The 26259-nt window shown below is 33.4% G+C and carries 27 protein-coding genes; 19 read left to right on the plus strand and 8 right to left on the minus strand.

Annotated features, from left to right (window positions below; genetic code table 11):
- Positions 1–79 precede the first annotated feature (79 nt).
- The 17 genes from O5O44_RS03615 to O5O44_RS03695 all read left to right on the plus strand — a co-directional run bounded on the left by O5O44_RS03615 (position 80) and on the right by O5O44_RS03695 (position 14847).
- Positions 80–946: an acyl-CoA thioesterase gene (locus O5O44_RS03615; protein WP_289195773.1), complete on the plus strand. Its 867-nt coding sequence runs from the start codon at positions 80–82 to the stop codon at positions 944–946.
- A 5-nt stretch (positions 947–951) separates the two neighbouring features.
- On the plus strand, positions 952–1626 hold the full coding sequence (locus O5O44_RS03620) for a glycerophosphodiester phosphodiesterase (RefSeq protein WP_019386171.1): 675 nt from the start codon (positions 952–954) through the stop codon (positions 1624–1626).
- On the plus strand, positions 1623–2840 hold the full coding sequence (locus tag O5O44_RS03625) for a BaiN/RdsA family NAD(P)/FAD-dependent oxidoreductase (protein WP_289195774.1): 1218 nt from the start codon (positions 1623–1625) through the stop codon (positions 2838–2840). Before O5O44_RS03620 ends, O5O44_RS03625 begins: the two co-directional genes overlap by 4 nt.
- 2 nt (positions 2841–2842) lie before the next feature.
- Positions 2843–3256 carry a DUF4174 domain-containing protein gene (locus tag O5O44_RS03630; protein ID WP_289195775.1) on the plus strand — a complete coding sequence of 138 codons (414 nt, stop codon included), beginning with the start codon at positions 2843–2845 and terminating at the stop codon, positions 3254–3256.
- A complete protein-coding gene (locus O5O44_RS03635; RefSeq protein ID WP_289195776.1) occupies positions 3249–3779 on the plus strand; it encodes a DUF1697 domain-containing protein in 531 nt (176 codons plus the stop codon). The genes O5O44_RS03630 and O5O44_RS03635 overlap by 8 nt, the downstream gene beginning before the upstream one ends.
- Before the next feature lie 164 nt (positions 3780–3943).
- A complete protein-coding gene (locus O5O44_RS03640; protein ID WP_289195777.1) occupies positions 3944–5053 on the plus strand; it encodes a diphosphomevalonate decarboxylase in 1110 nt (369 codons plus the stop codon).
- 71 nt (positions 5054–5124) lie between these two features.
- Positions 5125–6054: a mevalonate kinase family protein gene (locus O5O44_RS03645; RefSeq protein ID WP_289195778.1), complete on the plus strand. Its 930-nt coding sequence runs from the start codon at positions 5125–5127 to the stop codon at positions 6052–6054.
- Between the two features lie 51 nt (positions 6055–6105).
- Positions 6106–7008 (plus strand): geranylgeranylglycerol-phosphate geranylgeranyltransferase, encoded by a 903-nt coding sequence (locus O5O44_RS03650; RefSeq protein WP_289195779.1) that lies wholly within the window; start codon positions 6106–6108, stop codon positions 7006–7008.
- 182 nt (positions 7009–7190) lie between these two features.
- Positions 7191–8033: a pseudouridine synthase gene (locus tag O5O44_RS03655; protein WP_289195780.1), complete on the plus strand. Its 843-nt coding sequence runs from the start codon at positions 7191–7193 to the stop codon at positions 8031–8033.
- A gap of 515 nt (positions 8034–8548) precedes the next feature.
- Positions 8549–10021, plus strand: coding sequence for an arginine decarboxylase (locus O5O44_RS03660; protein WP_289195781.1), 1473 nt, complete (start codon positions 8549–8551; stop codon positions 10019–10021).
- Positions 10008–10985, plus strand: a complete 978-nt coding sequence (locus O5O44_RS03665) for a deoxyhypusine synthase family protein (protein ID WP_289195782.1) — start codon at positions 10008–10010, stop codon at positions 10983–10985. Before O5O44_RS03660 ends, O5O44_RS03665 begins: the two co-directional genes overlap by 14 nt.
- 2 nt (positions 10986–10987) lie before the next feature.
- On the plus strand, positions 10988–12514 hold the full coding sequence (locus tag O5O44_RS03670; protein ID WP_019386181.1) for a GNAT family N-acetyltransferase: 1527 nt from the start codon (positions 10988–10990) through the stop codon (positions 12512–12514).
- 48 nt (positions 12515–12562) lie between these two features.
- Complete coding sequence (locus tag O5O44_RS03675) at positions 12563–12886, plus strand: hypothetical protein (RefSeq protein WP_019386182.1); 324 nt, start codon at positions 12563–12565, stop codon at positions 12884–12886.
- Between the two features lie 17 nt (positions 12887–12903).
- A complete protein-coding gene (locus O5O44_RS03680) occupies positions 12904–13125 on the plus strand; it encodes a hypothetical protein (RefSeq protein ID WP_019386183.1) in 222 nt (73 codons plus the stop codon).
- 10 nt (positions 13126–13135) lie between these two features.
- On the plus strand, positions 13136–13546 hold the full coding sequence (locus O5O44_RS03685) for a VOC family protein (protein WP_289195783.1): 411 nt from the start codon (positions 13136–13138) through the stop codon (positions 13544–13546).
- On the plus strand, positions 13546–14325 hold the full coding sequence (locus tag O5O44_RS03690; protein ID WP_289195784.1) for an RMD1 family protein: 780 nt from the start codon (positions 13546–13548) through the stop codon (positions 14323–14325). Before O5O44_RS03685 ends, O5O44_RS03690 begins: the two co-directional genes overlap by 1 nt.
- A gap of 144 nt (positions 14326–14469) precedes the next feature.
- A complete protein-coding gene (locus tag O5O44_RS03695; RefSeq protein ID WP_289195785.1) occupies positions 14470–14847 on the plus strand; it encodes a hypothetical protein in 378 nt (125 codons plus the stop codon).
- A 33-nt stretch (positions 14848–14880) separates the two neighbouring features.
- On the opposite strand, the gene O5O44_RS03700 is transcribed toward O5O44_RS03695, so the two are convergent.
- The 5 genes from O5O44_RS03700 to O5O44_RS03720 form a co-directional block, all read right to left on the minus strand.
- The gene (locus O5O44_RS03700; protein WP_289195786.1) at positions 14881–16269 is read right to left on the minus strand and encodes an MptA/MptB family glycosyltransferase; all 1389 of its coding nucleotides are present in this window, start codon (positions 16267–16269) and stop codon (positions 14881–14883) included.
- Positions 16270–16519: 250 nt separating this feature from the next.
- On the minus strand, positions 16520–18010 hold the full coding sequence (locus O5O44_RS03705) for a cellulose synthase family protein (RefSeq protein ID WP_289195787.1): 1491 nt from the start codon (positions 18008–18010) through the stop codon (positions 16520–16522).
- Complete coding sequence (locus O5O44_RS03710; RefSeq protein ID WP_289195788.1) at positions 18010–18699, minus strand: glycosyltransferase family 2 protein; 690 nt, start codon at positions 18697–18699, stop codon at positions 18010–18012. The genes O5O44_RS03705 and O5O44_RS03710 overlap by 1 nt, the downstream gene beginning before the upstream one ends.
- A 116-nt stretch (positions 18700–18815) precedes the next feature.
- Entirely contained in the window at positions 18816–20405 is a 1590-nt protein-coding gene (locus O5O44_RS03715) for a 4Fe-4S binding protein (RefSeq protein ID WP_289195789.1), read from the minus strand.
- A gap of 2 nt (positions 20406–20407) precedes the next feature.
- Positions 20408–21706, minus strand: a complete 1299-nt coding sequence (locus O5O44_RS03720) for an NAD(P)/FAD-dependent oxidoreductase (RefSeq protein WP_289195790.1) — start codon at positions 21704–21706, stop codon at positions 20408–20410.
- Between the two features lie 144 nt (positions 21707–21850).
- Between O5O44_RS03720 and O5O44_RS03725 the strand changes: the two genes are divergently transcribed.
- Positions 21851–22807, plus strand: coding sequence for a glycoside hydrolase family 113 (locus O5O44_RS03725; protein ID WP_289195791.1), 957 nt, complete (start codon positions 21851–21853; stop codon positions 22805–22807).
- A gap of 55 nt (positions 22808–22862) precedes the next feature.
- Positions 22863–23591: a metallophosphoesterase family protein gene (locus tag O5O44_RS03730; protein WP_019386193.1), complete on the plus strand. Its 729-nt coding sequence runs from the start codon at positions 22863–22865 to the stop codon at positions 23589–23591.
- Positions 23592–23599: 8 nt separating this feature from the next.
- Here O5O44_RS03730 and O5O44_RS03735 read toward each other — a convergent pair whose 3' ends face one another.
- The 3 genes from O5O44_RS03735 to arsM are packed head-to-tail and all read right to left on the minus strand — an operon-like array spanning position 23600 to position 26236.
- Positions 23600–24388, minus strand: a complete 789-nt coding sequence (locus tag O5O44_RS03735; protein ID WP_019386194.1) for a TIGR04283 family arsenosugar biosynthesis glycosyltransferase — start codon at positions 24386–24388, stop codon at positions 23600–23602.
- Positions 24389–24395: 7 nt separating this feature from the next.
- Entirely contained in the window at positions 24396–25244 is an 849-nt protein-coding gene (locus O5O44_RS03740) for a DUF547 domain-containing protein (protein ID WP_289195792.1), read from the minus strand.
- A 20-nt stretch (positions 25245–25264) separates the two neighbouring features.
- On the minus strand, positions 25265–26236 hold the full coding sequence (gene arsM / locus O5O44_RS03745; RefSeq protein ID WP_289195793.1) for an arsenosugar biosynthesis arsenite methyltransferase ArsM: 972 nt from the start codon (positions 26234–26236) through the stop codon (positions 25265–25267).
- Between the last annotated feature and the right edge of the window lie 23 nt (positions 26237–26259).

The raw sequence follows: 26259 nt of genomic DNA on the forward strand, positions 1-26259 counted from the left end.
AAATCATAAACTATTTATAAAAGATGCATGAAAACCCTAATATATTTAATAGTTTTATCCTGAAATTGAAAAGTAAAATATGACAACAGTTGATGATTTGTTAAATCTACTGGTTTTAGATAAAATAAGTGACACCGAATTCAATGGTGAAAGTAAAGCCATTGGAAGCCCAATTGTGTTTGGCGGTCAGGTTTTAGCTCAAGCAATAAATGCGGCGAGTAGGACCATTACTAACAAAAGAGTATTACATTCAATGCATGCTTATTTTTTAGAAGCAGGCAATTTAGAGTTGCCAATAACTTATAATGTGAGTTTGGTTAGAGATGGAGGGAGCTTTTCAGTAAGACGAGTAACAGCGCATCAAAAGGATTCAACAATTTTTATTTTATCGGCTTCATTTCATAAAAAAGAGGAAGGTTATAATCATCAAGTAACAATGAATTCTGATATAAAACAACCTGAAGAGTTGTTAAGTTGGACTGAGATGCGGGAAGAGTTTGGAGATGCTTTACCAAAAGGTTTAAAGTCGTTTTTAGAAATTAAGCGTCCAATTGAATTTAAACCTACGGCTTTTGCAAACCCTTTAGACCCGAAAAATTTGCCACCAAAACACCATGTTTGGTTTAAACTTAAAGGTGATATAAATGGTTTAGATTTAAATACAAAACAACAAATTTTAACGTATATTTCAGATTATAATATATTGACATCTACTCTAAACCCACACGCAAGTAAAGCACATTGGGGTAATACACAAACCGCAAGTTTGGATCACTCCATGTGGTATTTTAGAGATTTTGATTTTTCCGATTGGTTATTGTATGCCACGGAGTCACCCAGTGCTTCGGGGGGAAGAGGTTTTGCTCGAGGCAATATTTTTACACGAAACGGTGAGTTGGTTGCAACCGTTGCTCAAGAGGGTTTAATACGTCCCATAAAAAAATAAAAGACATGTTAAAAATAGGACATAGAGGTGCTAAAGGGCACGCAGCAGAAAACACATTGGCTTCTATTGAAAAGGCTTTGAAGTTAGGTGTTGATGGTATTGAAATAGATGTACACAGATGTGCTTCGGGCGAGTTAGTCGTTTTTCATGATTTTACAGTCGATAGAATGACTAATGGTAGTGGAGAAGTGTCTAAATTAACTTATAAAGAGCTTAAAAAATTTAAAACAAGAGGGAATTTTGAAATTCCAACTTTATCTCAAGCTTTAACTTTAATAAATAACAAATGCCTCTTAAATATTGAACTCAAAGGACTCGATACGGCAAAAGAAGCAGCCAGAATAGTGGCGTTTTTTGTAGATAAAAAAGGATGGGATTATCAAAACATTGTCATCTCAAGTTTTCACGAAGATTTGTTAGAAACCGTATTTAAGATTAATGATAAAATTCCATTAGGAGTACTAACAGATATTAATGTAAATAGAGCAGTTACTTTTGCTAAAACCATAAATGCGAAATCAATACATATAGATTATACGATGTTAACTGCAGAGATTGTTGAAGATTTAAAACAAAACTTCAAGGTTTATGCATATACCGTAAATAACTTAAATCCCATCGCACGAATTAAATCTTATGGAGTTGATGGTATTATTTCTGATTACCCCGACAGATTATGATTCAAAAGGATGTTGTGATAATTGGCGGAGGTGCAGCAGGCTTTTTTGCAGCAATAAACATATCAGAACAAAAACCAAATTTAAAAGTTACATTATTAGAACGCGGAAAAGAAGGATTAGCCAAGGTTAAGGTTTCTGGTGGCGGACGCTGTAATGTTACACATGCCGAATTTATTCCTCAAGATTTAATACAGAATTATCCTCGTGGTGAAAAAGAATTATTGGGACCTTTTCATCAATTTATGACGGGAGATACTATTGAGTGGTTCGCTAACAGAGGTGTTGAATTAAAGATTGAAGATGATGGCAGAATGTTTCCAGTTTCTAATTCATCGCAAACTATAATAGATTGTTTTTTAAACGAAGCCGATAAATATGGAGTAGAAGTGTTATATAATCATGCTGTAAAAAACATTGAAAGAACAAAAGACGCTTTTAAAATTGAAACTTCTCAAGGTGAATTTTTAGCAGAAAAAATTTTAGTTGCTACAGGGAGTAATCCTAAAATCTGGAACCTTTTAGAGCGTTTAGGGCACTCCATTGCTCAACCTGTACCTTCGTTATTTACATTCAATATTATAGATGAACGCATCAATGATATTCCGGGTGTAGTGGCTAAAAATGTAGAAGTAAAAGTATTAGGAACAAATTTATGGAGTGAAGGACCATTATTAATTACGCATTGGGGATTAAGTGCGCCATCAATTCTAAAACTATCAGCTTTTGGTGCGTTAGAATTGGCTGAAAGAAACTATAAATTTGAAATTGAAATCAATTTTATAAAAATGACTTTTAAAGATTGTTTAGATACATTAAAAGCACTGAAACAAGATTTAGCTAAAAAAACAGTATTCAAATCGACACAGTACGATATTCCGAAACGATTGTGGCATAAATTGGTGTTAGCCTCAAATATGACTATGGAAACACGTTGGGCAGATTTAAATAAATTACAATTAGAAACGTTAGCGAGCCAGTTAACACAAGCGGTATTTCAAGTAGATGGAAAAAGTACATTTAAAGAAGAGTTTGTAACTGCAGGTGGTGTAAATCTTAAAGAAATCAATTTTAAAACCTTTGAAAGCAGAATTGTAAAACATCTTTATTTTGCTGGTGAAGTTTTAAATATTGATGCGGTTACGGGTGGTTTTAACTTTCAAAATGCTTGGACTGGGGCTTACATTGCAGCAAAGTCTATTCTAAATTCAGAATAAATATGAAATATGTCATAGCTATTTTGTTACTTTCAAACGTTATGTGGTCTCAAAACTTGGAACCTCATCAATGGAAGGACCGCGTTATTGTTATTAATGCTGCAGAAAATTTTCGAGAGTTAGCAGATTCACAATATGAGCTTTTTAAAGTTGAACAGCAAAAACTTTTAGACAGGAAAATTGTCCTTTATAAATGTGTAGCAAATACCTGTGTGTTTTATAATTGGAAACAAAAACCGAAAAAGTTTCAAATTAATAATTCAATACGTGATTATAGTTGTGTTTTAATTGGGTTGGATGGATTTCAAAAATATAAATCCAATAAAATAGAGAATGTTAGTGTGTTTTTAGATTTAATTGATACCATGCCAATAAGACGTCAAGAACTCGAAAATCGCAGAAAGAAAAATGACTAAGTTTATTGCACTACTTCGTGGTATTAATGTTAGCGGACAAAAGAAAATTCCAATGGTGGAGCTTCGTGAGTTACTTGCTAAAATGGGTCTTTCAAATGTTCAAACTTACATTCAAAGTGGTAACGTAATTTTTCAGTCATCAGAATCAAATAAAGCAAAATTAGCGTTGCAAATGCATAATGCAATAAAAGCCCATTTTGGTTTTGAAGTGCCAGTTCTGGTATTAAAATCGAAAGAATTAAAAGCGATTTTTGATGCATGCCCATTCCCGGAAGATCAGAAAACAAATAGTTATTTTATGATGTTGTATGAAGTGCCGGATAAGATATTAGTCGAAGAAGTCTCAAATTTATCATATTCCAATGAAACATTTCATATCAAGGATACGTGTATTTATTTTTATTCTGCTATCGGCTACGGGAAATCAAAATTTAGCAATAATTTTTTCGAACGGAAATTAAAAGTTACTGCTACTGCAAGAAATTATAAAACCATGGTAAAGTTAGTGAAACACGATTTTTAGAAGTTTGAGAAACAGACGCACTAATAATCGATAGTTGAACTAATCCCGCTTTTTTAAGCGGGATCCAAGTTAGAAAACAGTTTAATTCAACTTGCTTTTAGTCATTTCATGAATGACTACACTATGGTTGTCTTTTATTATCTTTGTCAGCTGATAATTAGTTTATGATAGAAGAAAGCTTCATCCCAAAAAAATATTCAAATTCAGTTGAAAACGGAAGTTTTACTTGGTCGTCTCCTAGTAATATTGCTTTAGTTAAATATTGGGGCAAAAAGGAACATCAAATACCAGAAAATCCATCTATAAGTTTTACGCTTAACAATTGTAAAACGATTACTACAGTGGGTTTTTCGAAGAAAGAGAATCATGATAGTTACTCTTTTGAAGTGTTTTTAGATGATGAAAAAAAAGACGATTTCAAACCTAAAATTGAAACATTTTTTAAACGTGTTGAAGTATATTTACCCTTTCTGAAAGCTTATCATTTCAAAATTGAAACATCAAACACATTTCCTCATAGTTCTGGTATTGCTTCTTCGGCATCAGGAATGAGCGCTTTGGCATTGTGTCTAATGAGTATTGAAAAGTTAATAATTGAGTCTGATGAGGCCATGAGCGCAGAAGAAAGTGCTCTAAGTAATGAACATTTCATTCAAAAGGCATCGTTCTTAGCGAGGTTAGGTTCAGGAAGTGCGTGTAGAAGTTTAGAAGGCGATTTGGTGGTATGGGGAAAACATGAAGCGATTTCAGGAAGTTCAGATTTATTTGGTGTTAAGTACCCAAATGAAGTTCACAGTCATTTCAAAAATTATCAAGACACTATTTTATTAGTAGATAAAGGAGAAAAACAAGTTAGCAGCACTGTAGGTCATAATTTAATGCACGGACATCCTTTTGCGCAACAGCGATTTAAACAAGCTAATACCAATCTAACGAACATGGTAACTATTTTAAAAGATGGTGATTTAGATGCCTTTATTGCACTCGTTGAAAGTGAAGCCTTAACTCTGCATGCGATGATGATGACGAGTATGCCATATTTTATTTTAATGAAACCAAATACTCTAGAAATTATTAATAAAATATGGAGTTACAGAAAACGTATAGGCTCTAAAGTTAGCTTTACACTAGATGCCGGTGCAAATGTACATGTACTATATCCTGAGTCTGAAGCTACTTCAGTATTAGAATTCATTCAGAATGAATTAGTTGCATATTGTCAAAATGGACAGTATATTTGCGACGTTATTGGTTTGGGAGCTAGTAAATTATAAGAATTATTTATTTTTTGTTTTAAAAAAAACTATATTTGTTAAACAAATCACTCCAGCTAAAATAGCTATTTATGAAAGGACCTCTTTTTTACTCGAAAATTCTACTCTTTGGAGAGTACGGAATTATCAAAGATTCCAAAGGTTTATCCATCCCTTATAGTTTCTATAATGGCGCTTTAAAAAAGGATGAAAATCCATCTGAAGCTGCTTTGAAATCTAATCAAAGTCTAAAGCAATTCGCTAACCACATTCAAAGTATAGACGATAGTATAGTTCGTTTTGATATCGATAGATTAATTGAAGATGTTAATTCTGGAATGTATTTCGATTCTTCAATTCCTCAAGGCTACGGTGTAGGAAGCAGTGGTGCCTTAGTTGCAGCTATTTATGATAAATATGCTTTCGATAAAATTACCGTTCTAGAAAATTTAACCAGAGAAAAACTGTTAAAACTAAAATCTATTTTTTCTGCAATGGAATCTTTTTTCCATGGAAAATCTTCAGGTTTAGACCCTTTAAATAGTTATTTAAGTATTCCAATTCTTATCAATTCACAAGATAATATTGAAGCTACAGGTATTCCTGCGCAACAAAGCGAAGGTAAAGGCGCTGTCTTTTTAATTGATAGTGGTATTATCGGAGAAACTGCACCAATGGTTAGCTTGTTTATGGAAAACATGAAGCAAGAAGGTTTCAGAAGCATGCTTAAAAATCAATTTATTAAACATACCGATGCCTGTGTTGACGATTTTCTTAATGGTAATATAAAATCGTTGTTCAGAAACACAAAACAACTTTCAAAAGTTGTACTTAATCATTTCAAGCCTATGATTCCTCAGCAATTTCATGAGCTATGGAAAAAAGGAATTGATACAAACGATTACTATTTAAAGCTATGTGGCTCTGGCGGCGGCGGATATATCTTAGGCTTTACAGAAGATATTCAGAAGGCCAAAAAAGCACTATCAGAATATAAATTAGAAGTGGTTTATAACTTCTAAACTTTCCAAATTGTTACTCTAAGCGCAGTCGAAGAGTCTAAAAAAAGACTTATGCTATCTCGTAAACAGAAACATATTCTACTTAAATTTTTTAGTATGTTTTCTGTAGTTCGCGGTTATAACATTTTAGTTGTAGTTATCGCTCAATACCTCACATCTATTTACATTCTGGCGCACGATAAACCTTTAAAAGAAGTCGTTTTCGATATTAATTTACTAGTCTTAGTTTTAGCATCGGCGGCAACTATTGCTGGAGGTTACATTATAAATAGTTTTTATGATTCAGAGAAAGATTTAATAAACCGCCCCGTAAAATCAAGATTAGATAGGTTGGTGAGTCAAAACACCAAACTCTCATTTTATTTCGTTCTCAATTTTATAGCCGCAGTAATGGCCAGTTATGTGTCTTTCAAAGCAGTAATATTCTTTTCCTTATACATTTTTGGTATTTGGTTGTACTCGCATAAACTCAAGCGACTGCCGTTTATTGGTAATCTCACTTCTGCTATTCTTACTATTACACCGTTCTTTGCTATTTTTATGTATTACAAAAATTTCGAAACCGTCATTTTTGTCCATGCTATTTTCTTGTTTTTAATGATTTCAATGCGCGAACTCACCAAAGACCTCGAAAATATAAAAGGCGATATTGCACAAAACTATATAACCATTCCAGTAGCGTATGGAGAAAAAACATCCAAAGTCATGCTAACCATTTTAGCGCTATTAACACTGGTGCCAGCTTACTTGTTACTTTTTAAATTTCAGGTAGGTTACATGTATTTTTTCTTCTACTTAAGTATATTTCTGCTCATTATATTTTTGTTTTTACTTTGGAGGTCTAAAACCAAAATACAGTATTTAATACTTCACAACATCCTAAAATTTATCATTCTTGCAGGTGTATTCAGCATTCTTTTAATCGATGTAAGTGTTATACTAAACCGCATTTAAATTTTGGCCGCCTGCCTGCCGGCAGGCAGGTTACCACAAAGGTCGCGCTTTGCGTTGCAAGTCCTCGTTCGTGCCTCACTGTGGGCTTTCCACTACAATCGCTAACGTTATAGCAACAAATCGATAAGCTTTAAATAAAGATTCATAATTTTTAAGTATATCTTTGCAAAAAATTATAAGTAATGAACAGACATCAAGGGAGTAAAGGAAAAGGAAAGCCATCAGGACGAGGAGGAGGTAACAAACGTTTTACAAGTTATGCTCGCGGAAATGCACCCATTAAAAAAGGACCATCATCACCTAAAAAGGCGAGTAATCCTGATGAAATAAGGCTAAATAAATATGTAGCCAACTCGGGTATGTGTTCACGTCGTGAAGCAGATGTGCATATTGCTACAGGTTTAGTTTCTGTAAACGGAAAAATTATAACAGAAATGGGCTATAAAGTAAAACCAGGAGATGAGGTGCGTTATGATGGTGCCAGAATAAACCCAGAAAAAAAAGCTTATGTATTGCTTAATAAACCTAAAGGATTTGCAACAACTACTAGCGAAGGTAAAGGTAGAACAGTAATGGATTTAGTTGCCAACGCTACATCTTCTAAAATAAAGCCTATTGGTCGTTTAGGACGAAACTCAAAGGGGTTGTTGTTATTTACAAACGACGATGCTGTAGTTAAGAAATTCACGAACTCTAAACACGGGGTGGCGCGTTTATTTCATATCGAACTCGATAAAAATTTAAAACTAGAAGATTTAAAAAAGATTCAAAACGGATTTAAAGTAGAAGGTAAACTTATTGAAGTTGAAGAAATAAGTTATATAGATGGTGCTTCAAAAAAAGAGATAGGACTAAAAATTAAAAATACAGGTAATACTATTATCCGAACTATTTTTGAATATTTTAAATATGATATTATAAGTTTAGACTGCGTAGCCATTGGGCACTTAACCAAAAAAGATATTCCTCGAGGGCACTGGAAACATTTAACAGTGCAAGAGTTGAATACTTTAAAAATGTTATAGTTAACAGTTTAATTCAGCTTTAAAATTTACATCAAAATCAGTGTGACTTACAAGAGGGTATTAATAAATACCCATGTAGTTATACTGATTTTCTTTTTCTATCGGTTCAGAAAATATCTTTAATTAAACACAACCAAAATAGCACACAAAAATTCGCTATAACTACCTGATAATCAATATAAAAAAACGAATAAAAAAAATGTAAAAAAAAAGGTAAAAAAACATTGTATATCAAAAAAACAATTATTTTTGCTGCACTATTAGCTGAACACATTGATACCTGTTTCTATGTTCGGGCTTTTGAAAATTAGGAAGTCATATTCAAAAGCAGCTTACAGATTAAGTGACCGAATTTTAAAGCTAACTTCCGTTTCACCCATATATGCTATACAGCATAAATACGCCTTTGTGCCTACAACTTGCCGAGAGTTTCAGATTTGATATTGTTATTTTTTTATTATTTTAACTAGTAGTTAATACACCTATCTCTATCTTTAACTTTTTAAATATACAATTTGAATACAAAATATATTGATTTAATAAATCAAACCTTCGATTTTCCACAGGAAGAATTTCAAGTAGCCAAAGGCGAATTGCAATTTCATAATATTGATTTGATGGCGCTTACCAGACAATACGGTGCACCATTAAAGTTTACCTATTTACCGCAAATCTCGAACAATATTAATAGGGCAAAAAGCTGGTTTGCAAATGCCATTGAAAAGCATAACTATAAAGGAAAGTACAACTATTGCTATTGCACTAAAAGTAGTCATTTTAAGCACGTATTAGATGAGGCTTTAAAAAACGATATACATATTGAAACCTCATCGGCGTTTGATATTGATATTGTTGAAAATTTAAAAGCAGAAGGAAAAATAAATGATAATACTTATGTTATCAGTAACGGTTTTAAGCGTGCACAATACATTACAAATATTGCTAGATTGATTAATGATGGGCATAAAAATGCTATTCCTATTATTGATAATTACGAAGAAATAGATTTGCTTTCGCAAGAAATAAAAGGCAAATTTAATGTGGGAATTAGAATAGCATCAGAGGAAGAGCCAAAATTTGAATTCTATACCTCGCGCTTAGGAATTGGGTATAAAAATATATTACCTTTTTATAAAAACCAGATTGCTAATAATAAGAAAGTTAACCTTAAAATGTTACACTTTTTTATTAATACAGGAATTCGTGATAATGCTTATTACTGGAATGAATTGCTTAAATGTTTAAAGGTCTATACGAGTCTTAAAAAAATCTGCCCAACCTTAGATAGCTTAAATATTGGCGGTGGTTTTCCTATAAAAAACTCGTTAGCTTTTGAATTTGATTACGAGTACATGATTGATGAAATCATTAATCAAATAAAATTAACTTGCGAGGAAGAAGATGTGGATGTGCCAAATATTTTTACAGAATTTGGAAGCTTTACTGTTGGTGAAAGTGGCGGCGCTATTTACGAGGTGTTATACCAAAAGCAACAGAATGACCGAGAGAAGTGGAATATGATTAATTCATCATTCATAACAACTTTACCCGACACATGGGCAATAAATAAGCGTTTTATTTTATTACCATTAAATAGGTGGCAAGATAGTTACGAACGCATTTTATTAGGCGGTTTAACCTGCGATAGCGACGATTATTATAACAGCGAACAGCATATGAATGCCATTTATATGCCAAAATACAATAAGGATAAGCCATTATATATAGGATTTTTCAATACAGGCGCGTATCAAGAAACTATTGGCGGCTATGGCGGGCTTCAACACTGTTTAATTCCGTCGCCTAAGCATATTCTAATTGATAGAGATGATGAAGGTAATTTAACTACCAAATTATTTAGCGAACAACAAAAGAGCGAAGATTTGCTAAACATATTAGGTTATAAACAAAGCACTACAAAAATCAATAATAAAAAAATCGAAAGTACTAAAAACACTGTAAAAATTTCTGAAAATGACAACTACTAAAGGACCAATTTCTCAATTTATAGAAAAGCATTATCTACATTTTAATGCTGCAGCATTAGTTGATGCTGCAAAAGGATATGAGGCTCAGTTAAACAATGGTGCTAAAATGCTAGTGTCTTTGGCAGGAGCCATGAGTACTGCAGAGTTAGGCAAAAGTTTTGCAGAAATGATTCGTCAAGATAAAGTACAAATCATTTCTTGTACTGGAGCTAATCTTGAAGAAGATATCATGAATTTAGTAGCACATTCACATTACAAACGTGTGCCTAATTATCGCGATTTAACACCTCAAGAAGAGTGGGATTTGTTGGAAAAAGGACTTAACCGTGTTACCGATACGTGTATTCCAGAAGAGGAAGCATTCCGTCGTTTACAACAACATATTTATGAAATCTGGAAAGATGCCGAGGCTAAAGGTGAACGCTACTTGCCTCATGAGTATATGTACAAAATGTTAATGTCTGGTGTTTTAGAGCAATACTACGAAATTGATGTAAAAGATTCATGGATGTATGCAGCAGCAGAAAAGAATTTACCTATTGTTTGCCCGGGTTGGGAAGATAGTACGATGGGGAATATTTTTGCAAGCTATGTATTAAAAGGCGAGTTAAAAGCAAGTACCATGAAATCTGGCATAGAATACATGACCTTTTTAGCAGATTGGTATACAGATAATTCAAAAAACGGTATTGGTTTCTTCCAAATTGGTGGCGGTATTGCGGGCGATTTCCCAATTTGTGTTGTGCCTATGTTATATCAAGATATGGAACGTACAGATACACCATTTTGGAGTTATTTTTGTCAAATATCAGATTCTACCACAAGTTATGGATCTTATTCTGGAGCTGTTCCAAATGAGAAAATTACATGGGGTAAGTTAGATATTAATACACCAAAATTCATTATAGAAAGTGATGCAACCATTGTTGCGCCTTTAATTTTTGCATACCTTTTAGGTCAGTAACCATGGATACACAAAATATAGACAATATCGAGCTTAAATATTTAACTCTTGATGATTATCAAGAATTAAAGGAAGCAACTCTAGAATCGTACGCAGGTGTACTTGATTCTTATTGGAAGAAAGGACATATTGAGCAACTCACTTCAATTTTTCCTGAAGGACAGGTAGTTATTAAAATAGACGGTGAAATTGCTGGTTGTGCATTATCCCTGATTGTTGATTATGATAAGATTGATGATAACCACACCTATGCTGATATTATTGCAGGTGAATCTTTCAAAAATCACGATCCAGATGGCGATGTCTTATATGGCATCGATGTTTTTATCAAACCAGAGTTTAGAGGCTTGCGTTTAGGAAGACGGTTGTACGATTATCGTAAAGAAATTTGCGAAAACCTAAACTTAAAAAGTATCATTTTTGGTGGCAGAATGCCAAATTATCATAAGCATAAAGAGTATTCGCCTAAAGATTATATTGAGAAGGTAAAGCGTAAAGAAATTCATGATCCTGTTTTGAATTTCCAGATTTCAAACGATTTCCATCCAGTAAGAATATTAAAAGGTTATTTAGAAGGCGATACAGCATCAAACGAATATGCAGTTTTGATGGAATGGGATAATATTTATTATACCAAACCCACTAAAAAAGCTGCCACAGTAAAAACTATAGTACGTTTGGGTTTAATCCAATGGCAAATGCGTAGCTATAATAGTTTGGATGATTTAATGCAACAATCTGAGTATTTTATAGATAGTTTAGCAGCATACAGATCAGATTTTGCAGTGTTTCCGGAGTTTTTTAACGCGCCACTTATGGCGGAGTTTAACCATTTGCATGAGCCTGAAGCCATTCGAAAATTAGCCGAATTTACGGAGACCATAATTAACAAATTAAAACAATTAGCCATTTCGTATAATATTAATATTATATCTGGTAGTATGCCAGAGGTGGTTAATGATAAATTATATAATGTTGGATATTTATGTAGACGGGATGGGAGTTTTGAGCGTTATGAAAAAATACATGTAACACCAGATGAAGCCAAAGTTTGGGGGATGCAAAAAGGAAATAATTTGCAAACCTATGAAACCGATTGTGGTAAAATAGGCATTCTAATTTGTTACGATTCAGAATTTCCAGAATTATCAAGATTATTAGCGGATGAAGGAATGGACATTCTATTTGTGCCGTTTTTAACAGATACTCAAAACGGATATTCAAGAGTGAGATTATGCGCTCAGGCAAGAGCTATTGAAAACGAATGTTATGTGGCTATAGCGGGCAGCGTTGGTAATTTGCCTAATGTAAACAATATGGATATACAATATGCCCAATCTGCCGTATTTACGCCTTGCGATTTTTCATTTCCTAGTAATGGCATAAAGGCCGAAGCCACTCCAAATACCGAAATGATTTTAGTGGCAGATGTTGATATTAGTTTGCTAAGAGAATTGCACACATTTGGCGCAGTAAAAAATTTAAAAGATAGAAGAAAAGATTTTTACGATGTTATTCGAAAAAAATAATCATAAAATAGTATATTTAACTTGTCAGTAAGAAATATTACCGAAAAAATGAAAAACAAAAGCGATAATTTAAAAAGAGTCATTGTCGATTTCAAAAAATTAACCCCTGAAATTTTGGCGTTATTAGTTGAAAAATACCCAGATGGATATGACGATGACCATATTATTTCGTTTAGAAACCAACATAATGAAATTATTGAAGCTGTAGAAGTAACTACTGAAGATACCAAATACTTGGTAAAAGTAAGTTCAAAACTATCTGTAACAATGGAGAATTATGATGAAGATGATTACGACGATTTTGATAACAACGATCCTGAAGCTGTACAAGACCCAGACCCTGAGTTGATGGATGATGATAATGAAGAATAAAATAAAAATAAAGTACTATGAGAACAGCTGTTTTTAAGTCTTACAAAAACGGTCTTTACAAGTTTTGGTTTGAAAATGGAGAGGAACTCTCTTTTGAGGAAGTACATCCTCGCGTATTAAAACAATTTGATTTAAAAAATGACAAAAGCCTAAGAGAAACGGAGTTTAGAATCACCTTCATTGAAGATGGTGACGACGAGAATCCTATCTATAGAGTAGAAAGTTTAAAACCTCTTTAATTTATGCAATATGCAAACAGCTTTCCACATGTCTTTACCTTGCCAGAGTGTAAGAGAGACTAGCAGTTTTTACACCAATATTGGTGCTTCTCTGGGGAGAAAAACCCAGAATTGGGTTGATGTAAATTTGTATGGACATCAAATGACTTTCATTAAATCAGGGAAATTTAATTTTAGTAATCCTAATTACGTGTTTGAAGGTAAAATACTGCCGTCATTCCATTTTGGAGTCATTTTAGATTCAGAAACATGGAATTCAGTTTATAAAAAACTCAAAGAGCAAAATCTAGATTTAGTAACTGAATCGGTATTCTTAAAAGATAAAACTGGTGAACACCAATCCTTTTTTGTCAAAGATCCTAACGAGTATATGTTGGAATTTAAAAGTTTTAAAACTCCAAAAGACATTTTTAATTCATAATGTACGTAACTGTTGCTTATCAAGTAGCAAGTGCCATCAATATAAAAGAAAGTAAAACGCATTTAACATGGCAATTACGCTTTCAAGATAGTGATGAGTTGTATTACAAAGTATCAGATGATGCTTTTGTATATCTTTTTCAGTACGGAATGGTAAGTTTTTTTAATGTTGAAAAAAACGCCATTGACCAAATTTTGCAAGAAATTAAGCCTTTTTGCACACATTACTTTTTTGATAAATTATCCGAATCTATTGAGGTTATTGTTAAACCAAACACCATTAAAGTAGAGTTTGATAAAATTGTTTTGCCTAGTCTAAACGAAGAAATGATTCGTTTGGTTATGTTAAACACATCCCAATCTGTTGCTTTAGATAGGTATTCTGAGATTACTGAAGAGTTGCTTAATGAAACCAATACACACACTGCTTACCTTGAAGAAAAAGGCAAGCTAGATATCACTGGAAATAAATTAAAACGTTTTATTGGTAGGGTGTTGAACATTAAAAATAAAATTTCAGAGAACTTATATATTTTCGATTCTCCTGAAATTACTTGGGAAAACGAACAGCTAAATAGACTAAACCAAGATTTAAAACGTTCTTTCGATTTAAAAGATAGGTACCGATTAATACATGATCGCATTGAAATTATTAAAGAAAACCTAGAACTCTTTAAAGATATTATGGATCATAAAGAAAGTAGTCGACTAGAATGGATTATTATTATCCTGATTGTTATTGAAGTTATTGATTTATTTATAGCAAAAATTTTTACATAATTTAATCTGAACAAAAGGAATAAAACGTATATTTAATGCAATGATTACCAGGTGGTTTCAGGTTGAAGTCATCTCAAAGCAATTCGGGCTTGGTGTTTAGTAATTACCGAATAATAATATTTATAAAATTTTAATTTTTTAAAAATGAACGCAAAAAAAATAATGTTAATTAGTGGATTAATATTGGCTTTATTCTCACTATCTAGTTTTAATTCTGCAATGGTTGCTAATACTTCTGAAACGGTGGTTGCTCAAGAAGGTTTGGTTGTTTATGCTACTTTTGATGGTAAAGAAGATTATGGTTATAATTTTATAGCTACAGGTAAAGATGGCGAAGAGCATATGTTAACTTTTCAACAAGTTGAAGAAGATGTATTGAGCGCCTTTAATTTAAACGATAATTCTTTAGTAGGCGCTAAGTTCAAAATCACTTTTAATAGAGATTTAAAACTTTCAAAAGATGAAGATAATATGGATGATGAAGATGAAATTAACACCATCACTAAGCTAGAAAAACTTTAATTTTTAAAGATAGATTACAGTTTTAGATCAATATTAGGCTTCCAAATTTCTGGGGGCCTTTTTTATAAACACTTCCCAAATAAACACACCGTAAACAACGGTATATTCTAAAGCAATGACGAATAAGTTTTCAGACTTATCAGCTGAATTTAGATTCACATAAGCTAAATAACTTAGTATAATTACAAAACTCCAAACTAATGGGAATTTGTATTTTGTAAAAACAGACAAAATTAAAAGTGTTGCCAAATACCAAGGGTGAATTGTTGTTGCAGTAAAGTAGTAAAAAGAAAGCACCAATAACATGGCTGTAATGAGTGCAATAAAAGATTTATTTTTTCGAATAAAAGTAACTGCTAATGCAAATAACAGCACAATTAGCGCTGTTGCTTTTCCAATAATAGCAATTTCGTTGTAACCCCTAAAAGTGTAGCCAATGGCTTTGGCGATATAATATAAACTCGCATTAAACTCAAAATTTTGGAACCAAAGGGCAACAGTTTTGGTGTAGTTGTCTATAAACTGAGAGGAATAAAAAGGAGCAAATAGTAATAGAGTAGTAATTCCAACAATGCTGTAGAATCCTAATAATTTTGAAATGCGATTGAAATATGAAATTGAAGCATCCTGTTTTGTAAACCATTGAAAAAACAAGGGCAGAAAAATTAATGGAATCAATTTTACTGAAATTGATAAGGCCAGAACAACTGCTGCCCATGACCATTTTCCAGAATATAGCAAGTACATGCTCCAAATAAGAAAGAAAATCATAATACCTTCAAAATGAAGATTACCTGTAAGTTCAATAATAATAAACGGATTTAAAATATACCAAAAAATGTGGTAAACTGGGATTTTAAGTTGTTGCAGTAGTCGTTTTCCAAAATAGAGTGTTCCGAAATCTGCAGCTATAATTATGATTCGCATAACCATAACCGATCCTAAGATACTTTTACCTGCAAATAAACCAGCAATAACAAAACACAATTGATTAATAGGTGGATAATTAGTGTAATGTGATGCATTTAAAAACCCCATACCTGCTCGTAATTCTTGCGCTTGAGCTACTGGAAATTGGCCTTGACTTATAAACGATTCTACGGTATGTAAATACGGATTGAAACCTTCTAAAATCATACGGCCGTCCCAAATAAATCGATAAAAATCTTGAGATAGATTAGGGATGGCTAAAATAAAAATAGCGCGAAACCCAAAAGCTAAATAAGTTAAAAATGAGCTGTTATTTTTGAAACGCTGTACGAGTTTATAGAACAAAACAAATAGAGCGATGTAAAGCGATAGGAGTTTTATATAATCCGTTCTAACTAAATTGTAAGCGAAAACCCAATAAAAAACTAGGCATAACAACACCATGAGTAATGGCGTTTTATTTAGTTTTAAAAACGATGGGTTTAAAAGCATGCCGTAAATATATGATTATTTGTTTGTGATGATGAATAGAAACTTACTCCTTTTGATAGACAGAATAATATCACGATTTACTTTATTTTTAATAAGTTGCTAAGTAGGATACTTTATGATTTCGCGAACTCATACGTTTTGCTTTAGCGATTGAACGACATGTTTGAGCTCGCCGACGCAGGAGGAAGCGAGTAGTGAAAGCGCGACCCTTGTGGTAACCTGCCTGCCGGCAGGCAGGCGCCCAAATAATTTAAACCTTAGAAGCTAAGGATTTAAAAAAGACATAACCGAAGCCAATAAATAACATGAGGTGAAATGGGAAAAGTCCAAAATCGCCACCTTGGTTGCCTACTATAAAAGCGCTATACATGCCAAATGCAAAATAGAGCATTAGTAACCCTTCGAAAATTACATGAACAGAGATGTTGCGTTTCATGTATTTGTTGTTTTTCCAATTGTCTTTATATTTTGACAGATTGAATTTTGGTGTGCGTACAAATTCTGATTTTTTACCCCAATGACCTTCTAAAACTGCTATAGAATTATGCAGTGAGAAGCCCATGGCTATTGAGAAAAACACGAAAAACATGCCAATGTAGCGTATAAAATTTTTGAATCCGCTACCATAAATATTTTTGTACATAAACCAGTAGCAAACAAAAAAGATTACCGTGCTCATTACGAAAAAACTCATAACATAAAAGTATGGGCGTAAATGGGCATATTCGTTTTTTATATAAAGCATTGGGATACTTAATACCCCTACAATAAGCACGTTTAAAAACATGGTGCTGTTAAGTAAATGCAGTAAACCGTGAATTTTTGTTTTGGCAGAAATATTTTTACTTTTTACGACGCGACTAAGCATTTTACGGAAGTTTTCTGCGCCGCCTTTGTTCCATCTAAATTGTTGTGAGCGTGCAGCACTTATGACTACGGGAAGTTCGGCAGGAGTTTCTACATCTTCTAAATACTTGAATTTCCAGTTTTTAAGTTGTGCACGGTAGCTTAAATCTAAATCTTCGGTTAAGGTATCGCCTTCCCAATTACCGGCATCGATAATGCAAGTTTTTCTCCAAACACCTGCAGTACCGTTAAAATTTATAAAGTGCCCTTTACTATTTCGGCCAACTTGCTCTAATGTGAAATGCGCATCCAAAGCAAAGGCCTGAATTTTTGTGAGTATAGAATAGTTTCTGTTTATATGTCCCCAACGGGTTTGTACAACCCCAACGGAATCGTCTTTAAAATAAGGAACAGTAAGCTTTAGCCAGTCTTTTTTAGGAAGAAAGTCTGAATCGAAAATAGCAATAAACTCGCCTTTTGCAACTGTAAGTCCTTCTTTTAAGGCACCTGCCTTATAACCTTTACGGTCTGTTCTGGTTATATGTTTAATATCTAAACCAGTGGATTGCAGTTTTTCTATCTGAGCTTTTGTGGTTTCAACAGTTTCATCGGTTGAATCATCTAAAACTTGAATCTCGAATTTATCTTTTGGGTAGTCTATTTTTGCGATATTTTTAAGTAAACGTTTCATAACATACATCTCGTTGTAAACAGGAAGTTGTATGGTAACAAAAGGTATTTCGTCTGGATTAGAGAAGTCGAATTTTGGGCTGTCATCTTCTTCCTTTTTTGACGATAGGTAGTTAAATAACAGATTTAGCTGCGCTAAAGCATACATAAAAATGAGTAAGAGTGAAATAGTATATATAACTATAACTACTGTTTGTAAAATCATTATTTAAAACTGTATTTAAAAATCCAACTTAAGATTTTAATGCCTGCAAATATAGCACCTTTTAACGTACCAGACACCTTTGAAACACCAATTCTGTTTCTGTAATTCACAGGAATTTCAGTATATGTGAGATTTTGCTTAAGGGCTTTAAGCTGCATTTCTACAGTCCAGCCATAGGTTTTGTCTTCCATATTCAATCCTAATAACTTGTCGTATTTTATGGCTCTAAAAGGCCCTAAATCTGTAAATTTAGCATTAAAGAGTAACTTCATTATTGTTGTTGCTAGCCAATTCCCAAAAATTTGAGGTACGGTCATAGAACCTTTTTCTCTAAGTTTTTTATCTCGGGCACCAATAACAAAATCAATATTGTCGTTAATTATTGGTGCTACAATTTTGTTTAATTCTTCCGGGTAATCACTATAATCGCCATCAAGAAATACAATAATATCTGGCTTTTTGTTTTGCTCACTTATATACTGCATCCCTTTTAAACAAGCATAGCCATAGCCTTTATTTGTTTCGGTTAAAACTTTAGCTCCTGCTTTTTTAGCATTAAATTCAGTATCATCGGTAGAATTGTTACTTACAACAATAACCTCGTTCACATTGCTAGGAATGTCATTGATAACATGAGATATTGAATCAGCTTCGTTATACGCTGGAATGATGACTTTAATATGTGTCATTTAAGGCTACTTCGTATTTTCTTGTTTTAAAAGTTGCAAAGGTAACCTATTCTTTTAATTTTAGTCACTAGTAATTTGAGTTGAATATCTTTGTTTTAGAATGAACGGGTTTATAGCTATTGTTTATTCACCAAATCCATTAAAACGACATCGTTACCTAGTAATATTTCATTCGGATTAATTCGTCCATCTATACTATCGTTTTCTAGTTTTAAAACACCTCTTGGGCATACTGCAGCACATATACCACAGCCTACGCAACTCGACCTTACAATGTTTTTTCCTTTTTGGGCATAGGCTCGTACATCAATACCCATTTCGCAATAGGTTGAACAATTTCCGCAGGAAATACATTGTCCGCCATTAGTTGTGATTCTAAATTTTGAAAATAGACGTTGTTGGAACCCTAAAATAGCGGCCATAGGGCATCCAAATCGACACCATACCCGATTACCTAAAATGGGATAAAAACCAGTACCTATCACACCTGAAAATATCGAGCCTATGTAAAGGCCGTAAGCAGAACGCATTGCGCTTCCTTTTATATAAAATACATGGTTGGTAGTTCCAGTAAAATGCATCAATAACAAAACCATAATTACAACAAAGAAGCCAATGGCACCATATTTTGCGTCTTTACCCAATTCATGTCTTTTAAAGAGTATTACGCCCGTAAAAACTAATGTTAGAAGTCCAATAACTAGGGAAATAAAAAGACCTCGAGTAAGCCAGAAATCATTTTTATCGTAGCCTAAATAGGTGTAAATCATAACGGTGGTCATTATTACTGAAAACACGAGCACAGTATGAATTAACCAACGCTCTATTTTCCAAGCTGATAGTTTTTTTGATGATAATTGTCTAAAAGAATCGCCTGCTGTTTCGGCAAGACCCCCACAGCCACAAACCCAAGAACAGTACCAACGTTTACCGTATTTGTAAGTCAATATAGGTGAGACCACAAAAATCGAAACAATCCCAAAAATCAAAAAAGCTAGCCCAATATTGCCACTAGAAAGAAAGCCTTTAACAGACCATTCGTCAAAAATATAATAATTTAAGGGCCACATCGATTTTAGGTCGTAGTAAGGCAAATCGCTATTCATGACATACATAAACTCGGGAATCAAAAAAGCAAAGGCTAATTGAAAAAACATCACCGAAATTGTACGTAACTGCTGGTAACGATTGTGGCGGTATTTTAAAATGAATTTATAACCAAATACCAAAATTGCAACAGTGTAAAGTGTGCCGTAAACAAACCATTGACTTGCCGGTCTTCCGCTTAATAATTTGCTTAATGGGTCAAAAAAACCAATTAAACCTACGTTTTCCTCGCCATTTGTTCCTAGTCCCAAATATTTTGGATAGAAGTATAATACAATGTAAAAACTGGTGAGTACTATACCTAAAATCCAGCCCCAAAACCCTCGAGATGAAATAGATTTAAACCAAACGCCGTCATTTTTGATGCCTTCTAGTTTTGATAAATATGTACTTCTGGAATAAATAATAACACCAATAAATAGTAACGCTAAGGCCAAAGTTAAAAACAAGTTTTTGCTAGGAAAAGATGTGTTGAAAAAGGCAAGCGTTAAAAGAAATAACCCTAAAAAACCTATGGCTATAGCAATTTTTTGTTTGATTGACATATTCGTAGCATCAGGTTTCGCTAAAGACATGCTTTCATTTAATTTATTGCTCATAACTATACAGTTTGTAGTTTTTTATTAAAAGCTGAAAGAATTTCTGCTTCATATTTAGTGTAAAATTCAGGATCAAAATTGGCTTCAGGTAAATGATTTATCACATATTCTACATCGCGCTTTTCGGTTAACCATTTATCAAAAACTTCATGACGCATTCTCATGCCGAAAGTGTTAATCCCAAGAAATTCATTAGTGATCGTGTTATAGCAAACAGTGATGCATTTGGTGTCGTCTTCATGTTTCCAATGAAAATGCGCTTCATCTTCTCTTGGTTTTGAAAAAACCCACCCGTAAGTTTGATATTCAATATCTAAAAATTTAGCAGAATTGAACCAATGCCCAGGATTATAAGCTAATCTATTGCCGCAAATAGTTTGTGCCACTGTTTCTCCCATCATTCGGCCTGTATACCAAACAGCTTCAATAGTTCTTCGGCCATTAATACCTTCATGTTGTTCGGCACAATCGCCTATAGCATAAACGTCTAAGATGTTAGTTTCTAGAAAACGGTTGACTTTAACACCTTTAGCTGTTTTAATATTTGAGTCTTTTATAAAATCGATATTTGGTGTTACTCCTGCGGTTAAACCTACTACGTTACATTCAATTTCTTCACCAGTTTCTTCAATAATAATGGATTTTACTTTTCCGTTTTCATCCGATTTAATTTCTTTTAAATTAGTGCTTAGGCGCAAATCGATATGATGATTTTTTATATGTCTATTTATCATTTCACTTTCTCCTTGCGGCAAAACACCATTCCAGAAACTGTCTTCTCTAACTAAAAAAGTTACTGGAATATCTCTTGAATTTAGCATTTCAGCAAGTTCAATACCAATTAAACCACCACCAACAATTACGGCACGTTTGCATATAGAATTATTAGGCGCATGTTTTTCAAGGTTTTCAAGATCTTGTTTATGATACATGCCCATAACGCCATCTAAATCTTGCCCAGGCCATCCAAATTTATTTGGTTTACTACCTGTTGCAATAATTAGTTTGTCGTAATTGAGCGATTCACCACCTTTAAAATGAAGCGTTTTTTGTTCAGTATCAATTTGATTTACTAAACCTTGTTTAAGATTGATATTATTTTTTTTCCAAAACCAATTTTCGTAGGGTTGGGTGTGTTCGAATTTCATATGCCCCATGTAAACATACATGAGCGCTGTTCTTGAAAAAAAGTATTCGGTTTCAGCTGAAACTATGGTAATCTTTTTGTCTGAAAGTTTTCTAATATGTCTGGCAGCAGTTACACCAGAGATACCATTTCCTATTATTACAATATGTTCCATGAATTTGGTTTGGTTGTGTTTTTGTCGAAGGTTTTGTTAAAACCTTAACTCGGTATTTCCAATTTGTTTAAATTTAGAGATAAATTAATAGTTATGCGCTTTATTTTAAAGTTTTGTTTATTACTATTTTGTTGTTCCTGTTCAATGGCTCCTGTAAAAAGAGAGAAAATTAACGGCGTAAGTTTTGTGGCTTCGAGAGAAGCTATAAATCAAGAACACGTAAAGCCGGTACTTAACGTAAATGCAAATTTTGTAGCGATAATGCCTTTTGGTTTTATAAGAGATTTAGAGCATCCTGAGATTGTTTATAATACCGAAAGACAATGGTTTGGCGAAACTAGTTTAGGTGCAAAACAATATATTGAGGAGCTCCGTTATTCTGGAGTTAAAATAATGATAAAGCCCCAAATCTGGGTTTGGCGTGGTGAGTTTACGGGATTAATTGAAATGAAAGATGAAGCGTCTTGGAAACAATTAGAAGGTGCTTATACCAAATTTATTCTTGAATATGCTTTATTAGCTGCGGTAACAAAAGCAGATATTTTTTGCATTGGTACAGAATTAGAACGATTTGTAGATAATAGACCTGCTTATTGGTTCTCTCTGATTAAAGAAATTAAAAAAGTATATAAGGGCATGTTAACTTATGCCGCTAATTGGAATGAATATCATAAAACACCTTTTTGGAAAGAATTAAATTATATTGGTGTAGATGCCTACTTTCCTGTAAGTTCGAGCAAAACACCAACCGTAGAAGAATGTTTAATAGGATGGGAAAAACACAAACAAGAAATTAAAGAGGTTCATGATAAATTCAATAAGCCCATTTTATTTACGGAGTATGGCTACCGAAGTGTAGATTTTTCAGGAAAAGAGCCTTGGAAAAGTGATAGAAGTATGAATCAAGTCAATCTTGACGCTCAAACAAATACAACACAAGCGTTATTTGAAACCTTTTGGAGAGAAGATTGGTTTGCTGGGGGATTTATTTGGAAATGGTTTCATAAACACGATAAAGTAGGAGGACTAACTAACCATCAATTCACGCCACAAAATAAGCCAGTAGAGGCTTTAATTAAAAAACAATACAGTCTTTATTAATTCATTTTCTCAATCGCTTTAAATCTTTTAGATTTGCGCATAAAACAAATTTAGTATGCGCGTTTTAGCAATAGGAGATATTCATGGAGGTTTAAAAGCTTTAATTCAGGTTTTAAATAAAATGGAAGTGAAGGATGAAGACACCTTGATTTTTGTTGGAGATTATGTTGATGGTTGGAGTGAATCCGCTCAAGTTGTTCAGTTTTTAATAGATCTTTCAGAAAAGATTAAATGTGTTTTTATAAAAGGAAATCATGATGTTTGGTGCGAAGCTTGGTTGAAAACCGGCGATGTAAATCCTACCTGGTATATGCACGGAGGTAAAGAAACTATAGAGAGTTATGAAAGTTTCTCTGAAATAGATAAAAAACGACATCTCGAATTTTTTGAAAGCATGCCACTGTATTACATAGATGATGAAAACAGACTCTTTCTACATGCAGGATTTACTTCCATGCATGGCGTAGAAAAAGAAGTTTTCAATACCACATTATATTTTGATAGAACGCTTTGGGAAATGGCTTTAACCATGGATAAACGTATCGAGAAAGATTCTGTAATTTATCCCAACAGATTAAAGCATTATTATGAAATTTTTATAGGGCATACGCCTACAATAAACTTTAAATGTGATACACCGATGCATGCCGTTAATGTTTGGAATATTGATACGGGTGCTGCTTTTACGGGAAAATTGTCAGGGATAAATGTGAATACCAAAGAAGTGTTCCAAAGTGATAATTTACCCAGTTTATATCCTAATGAAAAGGGAAGGAATCGATAGGAGCGAATTTAAATAAGTGATTTTTTATAATAGGCGTACAATTCGTCTGCACTGGCTCCAAACCATTTTTTTACATAAATAGTCCAGTAGAAATATTGCAGTTTCCAAACACCATATTTGTTATACATTCTAGCCGAAGTTTTTAGTTTCTTATTAATTACCACAAATTCGTTTCTTGCATATAATGCATTTATTAATATGTTGTCTTCGTAAATCATATAGTCCTCATTAAAGCCGCCAATTGTATAGAATAGACTTTTTGTGATAAACTGACTTTGGTCACCGCCTCGACAAGCACGCCATTTAAATTTTGTTAACCAACTGGCTAATCGCAACCACCAATGTTGGCTGTCAAACTGTAATCTAAAACAACCGGCTTGATTACTTTTTTTTACTTCATCAATTATTAACTGATCGAAATATTTTGGTGGTAAAGAATCGGCATGTAAAAAATATAAAATATTACCTGTTGCGCCTTTAGCGCCTAAATTCATCTGTTTTGCACGCCCTTTTTCTGAATTCAACAACTTTATTGATGTTTTTGATTCTATGGAAGGTCTCAACATGTCCTTAAGCACGTTCTCATTGGTGTAAAGAAACGCTTCTTTTTTGTCAAGAGCCACAAAATTAGAAAAGGCATGAACAATGTCTTGGGTGCCGTCTTCACTACCACCATCAACAACTATAATTTCTGCAATATTTTTAGCTAATGCATTTGCTAATAGATGTTCTAATAATTTTCCAATAAAATTGGCTTCGTTTAAAACGGGAATGATAATGGAAATTTTATATTTCATGTAAATTTCAATTATTCAAAGACCAGTCGTAATCTTTGAACTTCTTAGGTGTTTTTGGAGAAATTTTTATGTTCGAATAGCGGTTAATATATTCAATAATACTTCCTGTTCCGTTTATCAAAAAATCTTTATCAAACCAAGCAAAAATTTTAGACAAGCCTATTTTACTTGGTGTTAAATCATTTTTTTCTGGGTCGTTAATAAATGATTTGGTGGCGTTTGTTAGCTGCTCTTCCAATTTGGAAGCAGTAAAGGCTTCGTTTTGCAATTTTGGGCATGAGTAAGAGGCGCAAACAATAGCAAAATGAATTCTAGGTTCTTTCATTTTTCTTAAAATATCATGCTCAATTTCGTTTAAATTATACCATTTATCACCTAATTGCCAATAGCGTTGGTCCCATGGGTTTTTTATGTCTTTGATACTTTCAACTGGATAATGACGTAAAATTAAATCTATAGTTAACGCGTTATAAGCGTTTATCCAATACGCTAATTTGTCGTCTTTTGTCCAGGTGTCGCTAGGCATATTTTCACCTAAACTACCGATGTATGACAATAATGCTTTTCTATCGGTATTAAATCCATTGTAATTGACATTGCCTTCGTTTGAAACATGTTTTTGAAGTAACTCTGTCCAAGCGAGATGAGTAAATACTTCTTGTTTAGTATTGGGTTTAGAAGTGATTGTATCTTTCGTTTCTAAAACATCTATTAATTCTGAATTTTCAGTAACAGAAGTATTTTGTTCTGTAGCTTGCTCTTCTGTTACCTGGATTTCTGTTTTTTCAGAAACACGTTTAGAGCTCGAGCATGATGTTATTAAAAAGCATGCAATAAATATTGGAATAAACTTCATTTTTGAGTATTTGATTGAATTTAGCAACATCCTCCACCATCATAATGATACGTTGATTCACTGATAAAAATATCATCTCTTCCTAAAGATGCTAAATCTCCAGCCGTTTTATCACAAATAGCTATGGGCTGATTTTTTAATAAAATATGCCCTTTATTATCATCGAAATAATCCTCAGAACCAAAAAATATAGCAGCTTTACCCGTAAAAATACAAGGACCATCTTCTGGCATTGGGTCTTTTATGGCTGCTACTTCTATGGATTCTATATAAATCAATTCATCTGTTGGGTAGTTTTTAGGATCTAGGATGCGATAGGGTTTACGTGCACGAATTTCTATGGTTCCAAAACCAGCATCGGTTAGCGCTTTTACATATTCAGCTATAGGTAAACTTCCGCTTAAACATAAGGCACGCAGGCGCTCGTCGTTACGCAACGTGTCGTTCATGGGTTGTTCGCAAGTTGGATCGCTCATGACTAAACGTCCGTGAGGTTTTAAAACACGATACATTTCTGCAATGGCTTTTTTTAAATCGTCTGCTTTAAAAATATTAAATAAACAGTTTTGAGCCGCAACATCAATGCTATTATTTTCAACTGGTAAATTCATGGCGTCGCCCTTTTTAAGGTCTACGAACTCGCTTTTGAACCAGTCATTTTGAGCTTCAGCTTCAATAAAATTTTGTCTTGAGGCCTCCAACATTTCATCAACTACATCAACACCTATAACACCACCTTTTTGGCGATTAAAATAAGCGAACTGTAATAACTCCATACCGCCTCCAACGCCAACGTAAAGCATTTTTGGATTATTGGTTAAATCGCGAGCATGCACGGTTGAACCACAACCATAATTCATTTCTTGCATGATTTTAGGAATTTTTAATCCTGGCAATTCCCAAATAGGGTTGGTCGTGCAGCATAAACCAACATCAGGAGTTAAGGCTGCTTCTTTATAGACGTTGTGTGTGGTTTCTAGATATGTGCTCATTTTTTTTGTGTTTAGTTCACAGT

This window comes from Algibacter luteus, from assembly GCF_030344935.1.
In the GTDB taxonomy this organism is placed as follows: Bacteria; Bacteroidota; Bacteroidia; order Flavobacteriales; family Flavobacteriaceae; genus Arenitalea; species Arenitalea lutea.

Excerpts from the sequence above, each read along its gene's own strand:
- O5O44_RS03615 (WP_289195773.1), top strand. The coding sequence starts at position 80 with ATGACAACAGTTGATGATTTGTTAAATCTACTGGTTTTAGATAAAATA.
- O5O44_RS03620 (WP_019386171.1), top strand. The coding sequence starts at position 952 with ATGTTAAAAATAGGACATAGAGGTGCTAAAGGGCACGCAGCAGAAAAC.
- O5O44_RS03625 (WP_289195774.1), top strand. The coding sequence starts at position 1,623 with ATGATTCAAAAGGATGTTGTGATAATTGGCGGAGGTGCAGCAGGCTTT.
- O5O44_RS03630 (WP_289195775.1), top strand. The coding sequence starts at position 2,843 with ATGAAATATGTCATAGCTATTTTGTTACTTTCAAACGTTATGTGGTCT.
- O5O44_RS03635 (WP_289195776.1), top strand. The coding sequence starts at position 3,249 with ATGACTAAGTTTATTGCACTACTTCGTGGTATTAATGTTAGCGGACAA.
- O5O44_RS03640 (WP_289195777.1), top strand. The coding sequence starts at position 3,944 with ATGATAGAAGAAAGCTTCATCCCAAAAAAATATTCAAATTCAGTTGAA.
- O5O44_RS03645 (WP_289195778.1), top strand. The coding sequence starts at position 5,125 with ATGAAAGGACCTCTTTTTTACTCGAAAATTCTACTCTTTGGAGAGTAC.
- O5O44_RS03650 (WP_289195779.1), top strand. The coding sequence starts at position 6,106 with ATGCTATCTCGTAAACAGAAACATATTCTACTTAAATTTTTTAGTATG.
- O5O44_RS03655 (WP_289195780.1), top strand. The coding sequence starts at position 7,191 with ATGAACAGACATCAAGGGAGTAAAGGAAAAGGAAAGCCATCAGGACGA.
- O5O44_RS03665 (WP_289195782.1), top strand. The coding sequence starts at position 10,008 with ATGACAACTACTAAAGGACCAATTTCTCAATTTATAGAAAAGCATTAT.
- O5O44_RS03670 (WP_019386181.1), top strand. The coding sequence starts at position 10,988 with ATGGATACACAAAATATAGACAATATCGAGCTTAAATATTTAACTCTT.
- O5O44_RS03675 (WP_019386182.1), top strand. The coding sequence starts at position 12,563 with ATGAAAAACAAAAGCGATAATTTAAAAAGAGTCATTGTCGATTTCAAA.
- O5O44_RS03680 (WP_019386183.1), top strand. The coding sequence starts at position 12,904 with ATGAGAACAGCTGTTTTTAAGTCTTACAAAAACGGTCTTTACAAGTTT.
- O5O44_RS03685 (WP_289195783.1), top strand. The coding sequence starts at position 13,136 with ATGCAAACAGCTTTCCACATGTCTTTACCTTGCCAGAGTGTAAGAGAG.
- O5O44_RS03690 (WP_289195784.1), top strand. The coding sequence starts at position 13,546 with ATGTACGTAACTGTTGCTTATCAAGTAGCAAGTGCCATCAATATAAAA.
- O5O44_RS03695 (WP_289195785.1), top strand. The coding sequence starts at position 14,470 with ATGAACGCAAAAAAAATAATGTTAATTAGTGGATTAATATTGGCTTTA.
- O5O44_RS03700 (WP_289195786.1), bottom strand. The coding sequence starts at position 16,269 with ATGCTTTTAAACCCATCGTTTTTAAAACTAAATAAAACGCCATTACTC.
- O5O44_RS03705 (WP_289195787.1), bottom strand. The coding sequence starts at position 18,010 with ATGATTTTACAAACAGTAGTTATAGTTATATATACTATTTCACTCTTA.
- O5O44_RS03710 (WP_289195788.1), bottom strand. The coding sequence starts at position 18,699 with ATGACACATATTAAAGTCATCATTCCAGCGTATAACGAAGCTGATTCA.
- O5O44_RS03715 (WP_289195789.1), bottom strand. The coding sequence starts at position 20,405 with ATGAGCAATAAATTAAATGAAAGCATGTCTTTAGCGAAACCTGATGCT.
- O5O44_RS03720 (WP_289195790.1), bottom strand. The coding sequence starts at position 21,706 with ATGGAACATATTGTAATAATAGGAAATGGTATCTCTGGTGTAACTGCT.
- O5O44_RS03725 (WP_289195791.1), top strand. The coding sequence starts at position 21,851 with ATGGCTCCTGTAAAAAGAGAGAAAATTAACGGCGTAAGTTTTGTGGCT.
- O5O44_RS03730 (WP_019386193.1), top strand. The coding sequence starts at position 22,863 with ATGCGCGTTTTAGCAATAGGAGATATTCATGGAGGTTTAAAAGCTTTA.
- O5O44_RS03735 (WP_019386194.1), bottom strand. The coding sequence starts at position 24,388 with ATGAAATATAAAATTTCCATTATCATTCCCGTTTTAAACGAAGCCAAT.
- O5O44_RS03740 (WP_289195792.1), bottom strand. The coding sequence starts at position 25,244 with ATGAAGTTTATTCCAATATTTATTGCATGCTTTTTAATAACATCATGC.
- arsM (WP_289195793.1), bottom strand. The coding sequence starts at position 26,236 with ATGAGCACATATCTAGAAACCACACACAACGTCTATAAAGAAGCAGCC.